The organism is Pantoea sp. X-Soil-OKNW-713, from assembly GCF_059730685.1.
This window is the reverse complement of sequence record NZ_AP035996.1, coordinates 450,233-463,933: the sequence shown is the minus strand read 5'-3', so window position 1 is coordinate 463,933 and position 13,701 is coordinate 450,233. Positions and strand designations below refer to the sequence as shown.

The 13,701-nt window shown below is 57.6% G+C and carries 14 protein-coding genes; 10 read left to right on the top strand and 4 right to left on the bottom strand.

Annotated elements, in window-relative coordinates:
- The first annotated feature begins 45 nt into the window (after positions 1 to 45).
- The 3 genes from AC6I8R_RS22585 to AC6I8R_RS22575 all read left to right on the top strand — a co-directional run bounded on the left by AC6I8R_RS22585 (position 46) and on the right by AC6I8R_RS22575 (position 2,214).
- Positions 46 to 777, top strand: coding sequence for an ATP-binding cassette domain-containing protein (locus AC6I8R_RS22585; protein WP_415174323.1), 732 nt, complete (start codon positions 46 to 48; stop codon positions 775 to 777).
- Positions 770 to 1,474, top strand: a complete 705-nt coding sequence (locus tag AC6I8R_RS22580; RefSeq protein ID WP_415174322.1) for an ABC transporter ATP-binding protein — start codon at positions 770 to 772, stop codon at positions 1,472 to 1,474. Before AC6I8R_RS22585 ends, AC6I8R_RS22580 begins: the two co-directional genes overlap by 8 nt.
- 176 nt (positions 1,475 to 1,650) lie before the next feature.
- Positions 1,651 to 2,214 (top strand): ANTAR domain-containing response regulator, encoded by a 564-nt coding sequence (locus AC6I8R_RS22575; RefSeq protein ID WP_497832962.1) that lies wholly within the window; start codon positions 1,651 to 1,653, stop codon positions 2,212 to 2,214.
- Here AC6I8R_RS22575 and AC6I8R_RS22570 read toward each other — a convergent pair whose 3' ends face one another.
- From AC6I8R_RS22570 to AC6I8R_RS22560, 3 genes are all read right to left on the bottom strand, one after another.
- Positions 2,215 to 3,150 carry a helix-turn-helix domain-containing protein gene (locus tag AC6I8R_RS22570; protein WP_497832961.1) on the bottom strand — a complete coding sequence of 312 codons (936 nt, stop codon included), beginning with the start codon at positions 3,148 to 3,150 and terminating at the stop codon, positions 2,215 to 2,217.
- Positions 3,151 to 3,255: 105 nt separating this feature from the next.
- The gene (locus AC6I8R_RS22565) at positions 3,256 to 4,650 is read right to left on the bottom strand and encodes an amidase (protein ID WP_497832960.1); all 1,395 of its coding nucleotides are present in this window, start codon (positions 4,648 to 4,650) and stop codon (positions 3,256 to 3,258) included.
- Between the two features lie 106 nt (positions 4,651 to 4,756).
- Positions 4,757 to 5,158, bottom strand: coding sequence for a tautomerase family protein (locus tag AC6I8R_RS22560; protein ID WP_415174318.1), 402 nt, complete (start codon positions 5,156 to 5,158; stop codon positions 4,757 to 4,759).
- Positions 5,159 to 5,262: 104 nt separating this feature from the next.
- On the opposite strand from AC6I8R_RS22560, the gene AC6I8R_RS22555 reads away from it, so the two are divergent.
- The 7 genes from AC6I8R_RS22555 (at position 5,263) to AC6I8R_RS22525 (ending at position 12,722) form a co-directional block, all read left to right on the top strand.
- The gene (locus tag AC6I8R_RS22555; protein WP_497832959.1) at positions 5,263 to 6,135 is read left to right on the top strand and encodes a LysR family transcriptional regulator; all 873 of its coding nucleotides are present in this window, start codon (positions 5,263 to 5,265) and stop codon (positions 6,133 to 6,135) included.
- Between the two features lie 262 nt (positions 6,136 to 6,397).
- Positions 6,398 to 7,606, top strand: coding sequence for an SfnB family sulfur acquisition oxidoreductase (locus AC6I8R_RS22550; RefSeq protein WP_497832958.1), 1,209 nt, complete (start codon positions 6,398 to 6,400; stop codon positions 7,604 to 7,606).
- Positions 7,607 to 7,615: 9 nt separating this feature from the next.
- The gene (locus tag AC6I8R_RS22545; RefSeq protein ID WP_497832957.1) at positions 7,616 to 8,806 is read left to right on the top strand and encodes an SfnB family sulfur acquisition oxidoreductase; all 1,191 of its coding nucleotides are present in this window, start codon (positions 7,616 to 7,618) and stop codon (positions 8,804 to 8,806) included.
- On the top strand, positions 8,803 to 10,164 hold the full coding sequence (locus AC6I8R_RS22540; RefSeq protein WP_497830799.1) for an LLM class flavin-dependent oxidoreductase: 1,362 nt from the start codon (positions 8,803 to 8,805) through the stop codon (positions 10,162 to 10,164). The genes AC6I8R_RS22545 and AC6I8R_RS22540 overlap by 4 nt, the downstream gene beginning before the upstream one ends.
- A 23-nt stretch (positions 10,165 to 10,187) precedes the next feature.
- Positions 10,188 to 10,985, top strand: coding sequence for a MetQ/NlpA family ABC transporter substrate-binding protein (locus tag AC6I8R_RS22535; RefSeq protein ID WP_208726408.1), 798 nt, complete (start codon positions 10,188 to 10,190; stop codon positions 10,983 to 10,985).
- Positions 10,986 to 10,987: 2 nt separating this feature from the next.
- Positions 10,988 to 12,088 (top strand): methionine ABC transporter ATP-binding protein, encoded by a 1,101-nt coding sequence (locus AC6I8R_RS22530; RefSeq protein WP_497832956.1) that lies wholly within the window; start codon positions 10,988 to 10,990, stop codon positions 12,086 to 12,088.
- Positions 12,072 to 12,722 carry a methionine ABC transporter permease gene (locus AC6I8R_RS22525; RefSeq protein ID WP_208726411.1) on the top strand — a complete coding sequence of 217 codons (651 nt, stop codon included), beginning with the start codon at positions 12,072 to 12,074 and terminating at the stop codon, positions 12,720 to 12,722. Before AC6I8R_RS22530 ends, AC6I8R_RS22525 begins: the two co-directional genes overlap by 17 nt.
- On the opposite strand, the gene AC6I8R_RS22520 is transcribed toward AC6I8R_RS22525, so the two are convergent.
- Positions 12,719 to 13,621: a LysR family transcriptional regulator gene (locus AC6I8R_RS22520; protein ID WP_497832955.1), complete on the bottom strand. Its 903-nt coding sequence runs from the start codon at positions 13,619 to 13,621 to the stop codon at positions 12,719 to 12,721. The genes AC6I8R_RS22525 and AC6I8R_RS22520 overlap by 4 nt on opposite strands.
- Positions 13,622 to 13,701 lie beyond the last annotated feature (80 nt).

The following is a 13,701-nucleotide window of genomic DNA, read 5'->3' as shown; positions in this document are numbered from 1 at the left end:
GTCGACGGTGCAGGCAGCCACGCCACAGGTGAGCGAGGTGAAACAATGAGCGCGGCAGTCCTGTTACAAACCAGAAAAATGGGGGTCAGCTTTGGCGGCGTTCATGCGGTGAAAGAGGTCGATTTCACCCTGCACGAGGGCGAACTGCGCTGCCTGATCGGCCCGAACGGTGCGGGAAAAAGTACCTTCTTTAAGATGTTGAGTGGTCAGGTGACGCCCAGTCGTGGCGAATGCCGCTATCGCGACCGGGTGATTTCCGGGCTGCGGCCGTGGGAGATTGCCCGTCTTGGTATCGGTATCAAGACTCAGGTTCCCAGCGTGTTTGAAGGCTTAAGCGTGCGCGAAAATCTGTGGCAGGCGGCAGCGAATAAAATGGCGAAATCCGCCGTGCCCGCCGCCATTGCACAGGTGTTGCAGGATATTGGCCTGCTGCATCTTGCTGACGCCACTTTGTCCGAGCTGGCGCACGGTCAGCGGCAGTGGGTGGAGCTGGGAATGATCCTGATTTCGCGCCCACAACTGGTGCTGCTGGATGAGCCTGCCGCCGGGATGACACATCACGAAGTCCGCAAAACCGCTGAACTGATCAAAGCTATCAACCAGCAAAGCACCGTGGTGGTGGTGGAACACGATATGGAGTTCATCAGCATGATTGCGCAGCAGGTGACGGTGTTTAATCAGGGCGCGGTACTGGCGGAGGGCAGCTTTCGCGACGTGACCAGCAACCCACTGGTCAAAGAGGCCTATCTCGGCAACGTGGAGATTAAACATGCTTGAAATCAAAGAGATGGTTTCTGGGTATAACAAAATTCCAGTGTTACATCTGTCCGAACTCTTTGTCGGGGCCAAATCCTTTACCGGCGTGCTGGGACGTAACGGCATGGGTAAAACCACGCTGCTGCGTACCATTATGGGTGAACTGCCCGCCTGGCAGGGCCGCATTGCGCTTAACGGCATCGATATCACCGCGTATCAGGCACATCAGCGGGCGGCGGCAGGCATCGGTTTTGTGCCACAGGGGCGGCAAATCTTCCCGTTGCTGACGGTAGAGGAAAATCTGCGCATGGGCTGCGTGAAGCACTTTTCCCGGGCCGGGCAGATTATCGAACAGATGCTGGAGATCTTCCCGCGTCTGAAACGCCTGTTGGCGCAGCCGGGGGGATCTTTGTCCGGTGGTGAACAGCAATTGCTGGCGCTGGCCCGCTGTTTATGTGGTCAGCCGCAACTGGTGCTGCTGGATGAACCCACTGAGGGGATCCAGCCGAATATCTGTGAGGAGATTATTGAGACGTTGCAACGACTCAGGCATGAGATGGATATCTCCATCATCCTGGTGGAACAGGATATTGAGTTTCTCTATGCGCTGTCGGACCAGATTCATGTGATTGAAAAGGGGGAAATTATTCACCATATCGATCCGCTAACCACCTCCAGTGCCAGCATTGCCGAACAGTTTTTGGGTTTTCATGCCTGATGGTCGTCCTTTAACGTAGCGGCGCGATTTATCGCGCAATGTCGTACGCAATAAATCGCACCGCTACGGATCGTGCTGTTGTCTCAACTGACACATTTCACGACCGCCACAACACAGCAGGCGCTTCCACACTTGCTTAGTGTAAAGCTTCACACTCCATTAACCCAGGGTGAAGCATGACTGAGCAATCCTTACTGGCTACACTGGCGGGCGTCCGGCTGCATCTTTTCCATCCCGATGCACAGAGCGTGCGCGCCTTCTGTGCGTCGTTGACGCAACTCGGCTGTCAGGCGCAGCACAGCTGGCCATTACCGGCACAGGCTCCCATTGACGTCCATCTGGTGATTGTGGCGGTTGAGCCTCACTATCAGCAGACCCTGCTACCGTTATTACGCGCCTGGCGTCAGGCCAATATTCCGGTGATCGCGCTGGCCGATTGCCAAAATGCGCGTCTGTTCCCCTTGTTAATTGAACTGCAACCGACCGCCATCGCCGAACGCACCTTGAATCCCTTTGCGTTGATTGTGCAGGTCATCGGCACCCTCCAGGCGACACGCCAGCACGCCCGGCAGCCGGTTAAAGTCAAAAGCGAGCGTCTGGCGCAGGCCAAAGGCATGCTGATGCGCGAATATGGTCTGGATGAATCCGGGGCGTACCGCTTTATGCGCAGTGAAGCGATGAACACCCGCAGCAGCATGGAATATACCGCTGAGCGGGTGATCAACAGCCTGCAAAAATAATCAGTTTTGCGGCGGGCGGATCAGGCTGCTGGGTGTATAACCAAAGGCCTTGCGGAACGCGAGGCTGAAGTGCGACATATCGCTAAAGCCGTGATCCATCGCTACCTGGGTGATATTGCGCGCTTTACCTTCGGCCAGCACTTTGTGGCTCGCCAGCAGGCGCTCCTGCCAGACAAAATTCATCGGCGTGGTGCCATGAGCGGCAAACACCCGGCTGACGGTGCGCGGGGAGACATGATGTGCGTTGGCAATTTGCGCCACTGACAATTCATGCTGGTGCAGGTTTTGCCGCAGATAACTCACCACGCGCGAAAACAGGTCTGGCTTCAGCGCGGCATCGCTTTTCTGCAAATTCAGGCTGACCGAAATCATATTCAGCAGCGTGTTGGCAAACTGCTCCGTCAGAAACGCATTTTCGCGTTCGGCATTAAAGGCAAACGCCTCGGTCAGCATGTGTTTCAGCGAAGTCATACCCGGACGGCTGAGGTCCAGCGTTTTTCCTGCCAGCCGGGCGATAGCCGGTGCCTCTTTCTCAATCATCTGGCGCGGCAGATGGACGATATTGATGGCGACATTCTCCATGGCAAAATCAAACGGGGTGGCGGCATCATAAATCACCACATCACCGGCATGGACGCGTGAATGGTTGTCATTCTGGCTTAAGGTGCCGGAACCGGCGCAAATATAGCCCAGATAGAAATCATGATTGGGATGGCGGCGAATGCACTCTGGTGTGCGTTGCCACACCAGCGCGGTACGCGAGATATGATTGGCGATATCCACATGTCCCAGCATCGAATAGCCGAAACTGCCAGAGAACTCCCCGGCGTGGGTTTGGCGTGCCTCGGCTTTGATCAAACGCGAGCAGACCGCGTCACGCCAGGCGTCAAAGCGATGACGATTTTCCAGGTTATCGGTGGTGAAATTTTCTTTCATGACAACGTCCCCTAAACATGGCGAAAAGGGCGGAAGTGGAAAAAAATAAAGCAATTATTGGGCCATGAAAGCGACAAAAGGCCGCCGCAGCGGCCAGTGAGGAGGTTACAGCGTCGGGTGTTGTTTATGCCAGTCGGTAACGTGCTGGTAGGCCCAGGCACCCTGAATCATGGTGGCTTCGGCAAAGTGCGCCGCCACCAACTGGAAGCCAATCGGCGCACCAGCAGCGGTCATGCCACAGGGCAGAGTGATAGTGGGATGGCCGCTGGCATCGAATGCACTGGTATAGCGCAGCACGCCGTTAAACAGTGCCTGATCAGTACCAAAACGGGTCATGGTGTCCCAGGTTAAACCGGCAAAAGCGGTGGCCGGGGCCAGCAGCAAATCGACTTTGCTGAACAGGGCGGAGATGTCACCACGCAGCGCCGCCCGACTGAGCAGCAGGCGTTGATACTCCAGCGCCGTGACGCGATGGCCGAGATCGAGTAAACCCGCCAGCCCTGGACCGTATTGATCTTTTTGAGCCGGCCAGGTTGCTTCGTGCGCCAGCGCGGTTTCGACGGCACACAACGCGCTCCACTCCTCGGCGGCTTTTTCGGTGTCCGGCATGGTGATATCCACAAAGGTGGCACCCAACTCGCTCAGGGTCGCAATCGTAGCTTGCAATGCGGCGCGAGTCTCATCATCCACTTTGTCCAACGCCCAGCTTTTATCGAGGCCGATGCGCAGGTGGCTGACGCCGCGCGTCATCAGCGCCAGATAGTCCGGCACTGGCTCGCTGCTGGAGGTCGGATCTTTCTCGTCGCGCCCGGCAATGGCCTGTAACATGGCGGCAGCATCGGCGGCGGAACGCGCCATCGGGCCAATATGATCGAGCGAAGCTGCCAGTTCACAGGCACCGTGGCGGGTGACGCGGCTCCAGGTGGGTTTGATGCCCGTCAAACCGTTAGCGTTAGACGGAAAACGGATCGAGCCGCCGGTATCGGTACCGATGGCCCCGAAACACAGGCCCGCCGCCGTGGCGACGCCGGAGCCGCTGGAGGAGACGCCGGTCCACAGCGCGCTGCCCCACGGGTTGGTCGGGCGGGTAATCTCTGGGTGGTGATCGGCAAAGGCGCTTTCGGTTTGCGCCAGTTTGCCGAGAATGACCGCCCCTGCCGCGCGGAAGCGCTCCACCACCGTCGAATCCTCCGCCGGATAGTGATCCTTATGAATGATCATGCCGTGAGTGGTGGGGGCGTCTTTGGTCCAGATCAGGTCTTTCAGCGCAATCGGCACCCCATGCAGCGGGCCACGAAGGATCCCACTGGCGATCTCCTGGTCGGCTTGAGCCGCCTGTTGCAGCGCGCTGTCGCGCATCACATAAAAATAGCTATGCAGTTGCTTATCCAGCGTATCAATTCGCGCCAGCAGGGCGTTGGTGACCTCTACCGAGGTGATGTCACGCGACTGAATCAGGCGGCCAATTTCCAGCAAACTTTTGTAATGCAGGTTGTTCATCGTGCGCTTACCTCACAGAGAAAGTGTTAAAGAACAACCTAAAGCAGACGTGATGGACGGGCTTTGTTAAGCCGGACAATCGTTGTGTCGGGAGTGACAAGGCAAATCAAGCCACCCCGGCCTGCTGGTGTCGCCACTCCTGAGTCCGTCCACCGTAGCCATAGGCGGCCGCGCGGGCGTCAATCAGGTGGATATAGCTGACCTCATGCAGATCCGGGCGTAGCACCGCCAGTGCCTGATACAGCTCACGCACAAAACGCGCTTTCTCTGCCTTGGTGTTAGTTTCATCGGTGATGCTGATATCCAGATGAAAAGCGCTGCGTGCCAGGGTTTTCAGCGTTTCACCGCCGATAAACCACTGGTCATCTGCAATGAACTGTACGGTGGTGGCCATTACCGGGCGGTCTTTTCCCAGAACGGTTGCGGTCAGATCCTGAATGACCTGGACGGCTTGATGCATCAGCGGGGCGTTGTGCTCGCCTGATAACTGTAAAACGATATGCGGCATGTTTTCTTCCTCGTCATGTGAACTGAGAGGGAGTATTCCGCTTTCCTTTCCACCATAAAAGCGGGAAGATTGGTTATCATCCATTAATAAAACCGTTGGATAAGATGAACACCTTCGATATGGAACAGTTGCGCAGCTTTGTGGCTGCGGTAGACGCCGGTAGTCTGACAGCCGCTGCACCGCAGCGTTGTCTGTCACAATCAGCACTGAGCGAGCAGTTGCGTAAACTGGAGCAGCGGGCCAATCAAACCTTGCTGGTGCGCAGTAAAAGCGGCGTGACGCCAACCGTAGCCGGAGAGAAACTGTTGCATCATGCCCGCCATCTGCTGGCGCTGGCAGATTTGGCGTGGCGCGATTTGCAGGGAGTCACACTCAGCGGGGAGATTCGTCTGGGGATCACCGATTATTGCCGACCAGATGCTATCGTCGCGCTACTGGCACGTTATGCGCGTGACTATCCTCAACTTCGCTTGCGCACCACGATGGGCAAAAGTGCCGAAATCGATGCGGCATGGCAGCGTGGCGAGCTCGATCTGGCGGTGGTGATGCGGGTGCCTGGCTTTAGCCGGGCAGGGGACGCCAGACAGGAAAAGCGACTTTTTCGTGAACCGCTGCTGTGGGTGGGTGCCGCCGGATTGTCGTTGACGCAACCGCTGCCGCTGGTGTTGCTGCCGGAAGGGTGCATGCTGCACCGTGCAGCCTGTCAGGCGTTAAGTCGCGAGCATCAGGCCTGGTTTATCCGTCACATCTCATCGGGCGTGCGTGGATTACAGGATGCGGTGGCGGCGGGGCTGGGTGTCGCGTGTCTGAATCGTTCGGCAATGCCGCGCGAAGGCGTAGTGGTGCTGCAACAACCTGTGTTACCGAGCCTGCCTGAAGCGGAATTTGTCCTGCTGAGTCGACCCGCAGATCACCGTGAGCAGGGGCAAATCTGCGTTGCCTTTGGTGAGATTTTGCAACAAACGCTGGCTTACTGATTAATCTGCCCCGAGGAGTAAAAATAATGATTGCGCGATTTCCCCTGGTCCTTATTAATAAAATAACATTGGATTTCGATATTTCTTCTTAGGAAAATGAGCACGCTGAAATACCTGCTTTCAGCGTGCTTTCTTTATCCGTATCTATTTATCTGAATAACAATAAACCTTGTGCAGATATAGCATAACCTCACTATTTACTTGCTTCAGACCGCCTGATTATTATCCCTGCCAATCTGTTATTTCTGTTGTGAAATAAACCATGACGCAAACTTTAAGCAAAGATAACCCCGCTGCGGCGGTGTTAACCCATGATGCTGACGCGATCAATGCTGCCCGCCATCTGGCGGAGCAGGCCAAAGTTGGGGCAGTCGAGCGCGATCAGCAACGTATTTATCCGCGTGAACTCCTTAATCAATTTACGCAACTGGGCCTGGGCAGTATTAGCGTGCCACGCCAGTTTGGTGGGGGAGGATTGTCATTCCAGACGGTGGCTGAAGTTTTTCGCCTTATTTCCGCCAGCGACCCTTCGCTGGGACAAATTCCGCAAAATCATTTTGGTTTGATTCAGTTCATTCTTGGCGAAGGAACGTCGCACCAGCAGCAGCAATTATTGCGCGCGGTGGTCAACGGGCAACGCCTGGGTAACGGTGGCCCGGAGAAAAATACCCGGCATACCCGTGATGTGCAGACGCAACTGGTGACAACGTCACAGGGGCTGCGCCTCACCGGCGAAAAATTCTACTCAACCGGTGCGTTGTTCGCCGACATTCTGGTGACCACGGCGCTTCAGGATCAACAGCAACCGGTGATGGCGTTTATCCCACTGCCGGCGGCGGGGGTGGAGATTGTTGATGACTGGTCCGGTATCGGTCAGCGCACCACCGCCAGCGGCACCGTACGTTTGCAGCAGGTGGCAGTGGATGCGCAATGGGTCATCCCGCTGCCCGCGTCAGACAAACCCACGTTGCGCGGCGCGGTGTCGCAGTTGATTCAGGCCGCAATTGATGCCGGTATCGCCCAGGGGGCGCTGGATGATGCGCTGGAGTTTGTGCGCAGTAGCTCGCGTCCGTGGGTGGATGCAGGCGTCAGCCGTAATGCGGATGACCCCTACATCCTGGCCGATATTGGTCGTATCAGCACCGAACTGACGGCGGCCAATGCGCTGCTGGCGCACGCGGCGCGCGTGCTGGACGCTATCGATCAACCGTCACTGAACGCGGAAAACGGTGCACGGGCGTCGATTGCGGTGGCGGAAGCCAAGGTGCTGACCACGGAGGTGGCGCTGCGTGCCAGCGAGAAGCTGCTCGAATGGGGCGGCAGTCGCGCCACCTTGCTGCGGCATGGTCTGGATCGTCACTGGCGTAATGCGCGCACCCATACCCTGCACGATCCGGTGCGCTGGAAAACCCATGCCATCGGCAATTACTACCTCAATGATGCGCTGCCCGCGCGCCATGCCTGGATTTAAGGAGCGAACATGACGCAGGTTCAGCCTAAACAGCCCGCCACGCGGATTAACGATGTGCAGCAGGCGCTGGCGGTGGCACAGCAACTGGCGGAGCAATTCCGACGTGATGCCGCGCTGCGCGATCGCGAACGTCAACTGCCGCATCATGAACTGGCACAGTTTTTCGCCTCGGGTCTGGGAGCGATTACCGTGCCACGGGCATTCGGTGGGATAGCCATCCCCTCGGCACAGTTGGCGGCGATTGTGGCCATCCTCAGTGAAGCGGATGCTGCTATCGGTCAGGTGCCACAAAACCATTTCTACGCGCTGGAAGTATTACGGGTTAACGGCAGCCCGGCGCAGCAGCAGCGGCTGTATGACGAAGTGCTGGCCGGGGTACATCTGGGCAATGCGCTGGCAGAGTTCAACTCGCCCTCGGCGCACCAGCGCAGCACCCGTGTGACAGCGGGACGCCTTACCGGTAGCAAGTTTTACGCTACCGGCGCGTTGTTTGCTGACCGCATCCCCACCGCCGCGCGCGGTGATGACGACAAAGAACAGCTGGTCTTTGTCCCGCGCCACCAGGCGGGTGTCAGCGTGATTGATGACTGGAGCGGCTTTGGTCAGCGCACCACCGGCAGCGGCAGCGTGCAGTTTGTCGATGTCATCGTTAGCGATGAAGATGTGGTGCCATTTCAGACCGCGTTTGAACGGCCCACTGCCGTTGGTCCTTTTGCACAGATTCTGCATGCGGCAATCGATCAGGGTATCGCCCGTGCGGCCTTCAATGACATGCTCGATTTTCTGCGTAACCGCGCCCGTCCGTGGCCGGACAGCGGGGTTGAGCGCGCCAGCGACGATCCCTTGACGCTGGATCGTACCGGTCGTCTGGCCGCACGGTTATCCGCCGGAGATGCCCTGCTGGCGCTGGCGGGCGATGCGGTGGATCGCGCTCAGCAACACGCCACGGCAGAAAACGTGGCGGCGGCCTCGGTCACCGTGGCGCAAGCGCGTGCCTGGACCACCGAAGTCTCGCTGGAGGCGGGCAACCTGTTATTTGAGTTGGGTGGCTCGCGCGCCAGCCTGCGCGAACATAACTTCGACCGCCACTGGCGTAATGCACGCACCCATACCTTGCACGATCCGGTGCGCTGGAAATACCCGGCGATTGGTAACTACCTGTTGAACGGCGTGTTACCGCCGCGCCGGGGGACGCTATGAGTCAGCAGCATATCCTGCTTAACGCCTTCAATATGAATTGCGTCGGTCATATCCATCACGGCATGTGGACGCATCCGCAGGACAAATCGGTGGATTTCAACTCACTGGCCTACTGGACCGAGCTGGCGCAACTGCTGGAGCGCGGCCTGTTCGATGGCCTGTTTATCGCCGATATTCTGGGCGTGTATGACGTCTATCAGCAGGGTATCAACCTGACAGCCAGTGAGTCGATTCAGCTTCCGGTCAACGATCCGCTGATGCTGGTTTCAGCGATGGCGGGCGTCACGCAGCATCTGGGCTTCGGCGTCACCGCGAATCTGAGCTACGAAGCGCCGTATCCCTTTGCGCGTCGTTTGTCCACTCTCGACCATCTGACCGAGGGACGTATCGGCTGGAATATCGTGACCGGCTACCTCGACAGCGCGGCGCGGGCCGTGGGGCAGCGCGAACTGCTGGCACACGATCGTCGTTACGATCAGGCTGATGAGTTTCTGGATGTCAGCTATCAATTGTGGGAGGGCAGTTGGCAGGATGACGCGCTGGTGGTGGACCGCCAGCGGCGCTTATATGCCGATGCGCAGAAAATTCATCACATCAATCATCAGGGCGAATTTTACCAGGTGCAGGGTTATCACCTCAGCAGCCCGTCACCGCAACGCACGCCACTGCTGTTTCAGGCGGGTAGCTCGCCACGCGGTATCCAATTTGCGGCGCGTCATGCCGAATGCAGCTTTGTCAACGCCAGCTCCCCGGCACTGATGCGCCAGCAGACCCAGCGTCTGCGCCAGGCCGCAGTCGATGCCGGGCGGCGCGCCGACGATTTGCGCATCTTTATGGGTGTCAGCGTGATTGTTGCTCCCAGCGAACGCGAGGCGCAGGAGAAGCATCGCAGCTACCTCGAATACGCCAGCCCGGAAGCGGGCATCGCTCATTTCTCCAGCTCAATTGGGCTGGATTTGGCGGCTTTCGGCCTCGATGAACCCATTACCAGCGGTGACACGCGGGCGATTGAATCGGTAAGCAAAGCCTATAGCGGTTGGACGCGGCGGCGCTTGTTGGAACAACACGCGATGGGTAGTCGCTACCCCCTGATTGTGGGGAACCCGTCGCAGGTGGCGGATCAACTGATCCACTGGATCGACGAGGGCGATATTGATGGATTTAACCTGACGCGCATTCTCAACCCGCAAAGTTACCGTGACTTTATCGATTTGGTCGTGCCGGAACTGCAACAACGTGGACGCTTTAAGACCGCCTACCAGCCTGGCTCACTGCGTAAAAAGATTTTTCAGCAACAGGATCGTCTGCCTGACCGCCATCCGGCGGCGCAGTGGCGACCTGCCGCCAACCGTCGTTAATCCATTTACCTCAGGGAATTATCATGAAAATTTCATTAAAACTGGCAGCCGCGTTGCTGGCCGTAAGCGCACTGGCGCATGCCGCCAATTACAGCGGGCCGTTGAAAGTCGGCACCACCGCCGCCTTTGCGCCACCGCTCGAAACTGCCGTGGCAGAGGCGAAAAAACAGGGACTGGAGGTCCAACTGGTGGAGTTTACCGACTGGACCGCGCCTAATGTCAGCGTGGAAAATGGTGACATCGACGTTAACCTGTTCCAGCACAAACCTTTCCTTGAGAACGCCAATAAAGAGGGCGGTTTCCACCTGGTGCCTTATGCGCCAGCCATTATTAATAACATCGGCCTGTACTCGAAAAAACATACCTCGCTGGACCAGATTCCCCAGGGCGGTACGGTGGCGATTGCCAATGACCCGATTAACGGCGCGCGTGGTCTGCTGCTGTTGCAGAAGGCCGGGTTGATCACCCTGAAGCCTGGCGTGGGGCTGAAAGCCACTGTCGATGATATTGCCAGCAACCCGAAAGATTTGAAGATTATTGAGGTGGAAGCGGTACAACTGTCGCGTTCACTGGACGAGGTCGATTTGGCGCAGGGCTACCCGCATTATCTGCGTCTGGCAAAAACCATTGACCCGGAAAAAGCGCTGCTGTTTGACGGGCTGGAACACCCGGAATATGTCATCCAGTTTGTGATTCGTGACGGTCATCAGGACGACCCGCGTCTGGCGAAGTTTGTGGATATCTATCAGCATTCGCCAGTGGTGCGCGCCAAACTGGATAGCTTTTACGGCAAGCTGTATCAGCCGGGCTGGAGCCAGTAATCATGGTGAGCCTGACGTTACCCGGTGAACAGGATGCTGTGCTGGAGCCTGCGCATGAAGGATCGGGTAAGGCGCATGTACAGATACTGGGTCTGAGCAAACGCTATGCCGGACAGACGCAGGACGCGTTAAAAAACATTAACTTGCAGGTTAGACGCGGCGAAATTTTCGGCATTATCGGACGCAGCGGTGCCGGTAAATCGACCTTGATCCGCTGCCTCAATCGGCTTGAAGCACCGAGTGCCGGGCAGGTGGTGATAGATGGCATCGACATCGGTACGTTGCGTGACCGGGAGCTGGTGCAGTGGCGACGCCGCACCGGCATGATTTTTCAGCACTTCAATCTGCTGTCGGCGAAGACGGTGCGGGAAAACATTGAGCTGCCAATGAAAGTCGCCGGGGTGCCTGCCGCCGAGCGTCAGCGCAAAGTGGATGAACTGCTGGCGCTGGTGGGGCTGGAGCAGCGTCAGCACGCCTGGCCTGCTCAGCTCTCTGGCGGCCAAAAGCAACGGGTCGGTATCGCACGCGCGCTGGTACATGATCCGGAATTGTTGTTGTGTGATGAGGCTACATCGGCACTCGACCCGGAAACCACCCGCGCCATCCTCGCGCTGCTGAAGAAGATTAATCAGCAGCGCCATATCACCATTGTGTTGATCACCCATGAGATGGATGTCGTGCATGACTTATGTCATCAGGTGGCGGTGATTGATCAAGGCGAAATCATCGAACGTGGCCCGGTGTGGCGTGTGTATAGCGACCCGCAACAGGAGACGACCCGACAGCTCCTCAACCCACAACATCAGGCATTACCGGAATATCTTGTGCCGTTGCTGACATCGCAACGCCAGAATACGCAGTCGCGTCTGCTGGTTCGGTTACGCTACACCGGTCAGGGAGCTTCGCCGGATCTTGGTGCGCTCAGCCGTCGGCTCGCAGGTGAGGTTACGTTGCTGTTCAGCGCGATTGAATGGGTGGAAAACAAAGCTACCGGCCAGCTGTTGTTGTTGCTGGATGCGAGCCATGACCGCGCGGCGACACAGCAGGCATTAAACGGCATCGCCGACCAACTGGAGATTGCAGGATATGTCACTGGGCTTTGAACGATTGTGGACCGGATTGTTGGACACGCTGTTGATGGTAGGCGTGTCGTCGCTGTTTGCGCTGGCGCTGGGATTACCGATGGCGGTGATCCTCGTGGTGACCGGACGTGGCGATCTGTTCCCCAATCCCTTGTTGAACCGGTTGTTGGGCTGGGTGGTGAATCTGTTTCGCTCTATCCCGTTTCTGATTCTGATGGTGGCGCTGATCCCTTTTACCCGCTGGGTCGTCGGCACCACCTACGGCGTATGGGCGGCAACGGTGCCACTGACCCTGGCGGCCACGCCGTTTTTCGCGCGTATTGCCGAGGTGAGTTTACGCGAAGTGGACAAAGGATTGACCGAAGCAGCGCAGGCGATGGGGTTCCACCGCTGGCATATCGTCTGGCATGTGCTGCTGCCGGAAGCGCGACCAGGCATCGTCAGCGGTTTTACCATCACGTTAGTCACAATGATCAACGCCTCTGCTATGGCCGGAGCGATTGGCGCGGGTGGACTGGGTGACCTGGCATATCGCTACGGTTATCAGCGCTTTGATATGCAGGTGATGCTGACGGTGATTGTGGTGCTGGTGGCACTGGTCACGCTGTTGCAATTCTTTGGCGACCGTTTATCGCGTCGTCTCAATCATCGTTAACGAATCGTCAGTTGGCTGAGTGTCTCAAGCAGCGCATCCACTTTCGGCAGCAGTTGCTTGCGGCGCGGCCATACCAGCGTCAGCATCAGGCCATCAGGTTGATGGGCGGGCAGGATAATCTCCAGTTCGCCGCGCGCCAGCGGTTCGCGTATTAGCCAGGAGGGCATCTGCGCAACGCCCAGTCCGGCGCGCACCGCCTGCACCTGTGCATCCACATCTCCCATCGCCATACGGTGCGGTACGCTGCGCCATTGCACATGACCATCCTCCGCTTGCAGTAACCAGGGTTTGGTACTGCCATCGATGCGCTCGTATAAAATCGCCGGATGTTGCAACAGAGCGTGGCTGTTGGTGGGACGACCGGCGCGCGCCAGATAATCCGGCGCAGCGCAGAACACCATGCGTTCGCGCCCCATCTGACGGCAGGCGAGTGAGACAGGAATATTCGGCGTATCGCCAATACGCACCGCCACATCAATCCCTTCATCGAACAGATCCACCATCCGATCGGAAAAACGCAGGCTCAGTTCCAGTTCAGGATGTTGCTGGCAAAACGGCACCAGCAGAGGCATCACTGCCAGACGACCATAAGTGTTGGGCACCGCCAGCCGTAATTTGCCAGACGGTATGCTGCGCTGAGCCGCCAGCACTGCCTCGGCCTCTGCCAGTTCTTCCATAATGCGGAGACAGGTCTGGTAGTAAGCATTACCGGCATCGGTCAGCTTCAGACTGCGCGTGGTACGTTCCAGCAGTCGGGAGCCGAGGCGTGTTTCCAGCCGGGTGACGCTTTTGCTCACCGCCGAGCCGGTGATATGCAGGCGTTCTGCCGCCGCTGCAAAGCTGCCGCATTCGACGCTGGCAACAAAAGGGACGATATCTTTCAGACGTTGATCGTGCATTTATTCATGAACTCAGGTTGGGAATGATGTGAATTAATGCCAGAGATGAGAATTCAATTCTTCATTACGCTAATGATTAC

Bases quoted from the DNA above. Each gene is read 5' to 3' on its own strand.
- AC6I8R_RS22585 (WP_415174323.1), top strand. From the start codon at position 46: ATGAGCGCGGCAGTCCTGTTACAAACCAGAAAAATGGGGGTCAGCTTT.
- AC6I8R_RS22580 (WP_415174322.1), top strand. From the start codon at position 770: ATGCTTGAAATCAAAGAGATGGTTTCTGGGTATAACAAAATTCCAGTG.
- AC6I8R_RS22575 (WP_497832962.1), top strand. From the start codon at position 1,651: ATGACTGAGCAATCCTTACTGGCTACACTGGCGGGCGTCCGGCTGCAT.
- AC6I8R_RS22570 (WP_497832961.1), bottom strand. From the start codon at position 3,150: ATGAAAGAAAATTTCACCACCGATAACCTGGAAAATCGTCATCGCTTT.
- AC6I8R_RS22565 (WP_497832960.1), bottom strand. From the start codon at position 4,650: ATGAACAACCTGCATTACAAAAGTTTGCTGGAAATTGGCCGCCTGATT.
- AC6I8R_RS22560 (WP_415174318.1), bottom strand. From the start codon at position 5,158: ATGCCGCATATCGTTTTACAGTTATCAGGCGAGCACAACGCCCCGCTG.
- AC6I8R_RS22555 (WP_497832959.1), top strand. From the start codon at position 5,263: ATGAACACCTTCGATATGGAACAGTTGCGCAGCTTTGTGGCTGCGGTA.
- AC6I8R_RS22550 (WP_497832958.1), top strand. From the start codon at position 6,398: ATGACGCAAACTTTAAGCAAAGATAACCCCGCTGCGGCGGTGTTAACC.
- AC6I8R_RS22545 (WP_497832957.1), top strand. From the start codon at position 7,616: ATGACGCAGGTTCAGCCTAAACAGCCCGCCACGCGGATTAACGATGTG.
- AC6I8R_RS22540 (WP_497830799.1), top strand. From the start codon at position 8,803: ATGAGTCAGCAGCATATCCTGCTTAACGCCTTCAATATGAATTGCGTC.
- AC6I8R_RS22535 (WP_208726408.1), top strand. From the start codon at position 10,188: ATGAAAATTTCATTAAAACTGGCAGCCGCGTTGCTGGCCGTAAGCGCA.
- AC6I8R_RS22530 (WP_497832956.1), top strand. From the start codon at position 10,988: ATGGTGAGCCTGACGTTACCCGGTGAACAGGATGCTGTGCTGGAGCCT.
- AC6I8R_RS22525 (WP_208726411.1), top strand. From the start codon at position 12,072: ATGTCACTGGGCTTTGAACGATTGTGGACCGGATTGTTGGACACGCTG.
- AC6I8R_RS22520 (WP_497832955.1), bottom strand. From the start codon at position 13,621: ATGCACGATCAACGTCTGAAAGATATCGTCCCTTTTGTTGCCAGCGTC.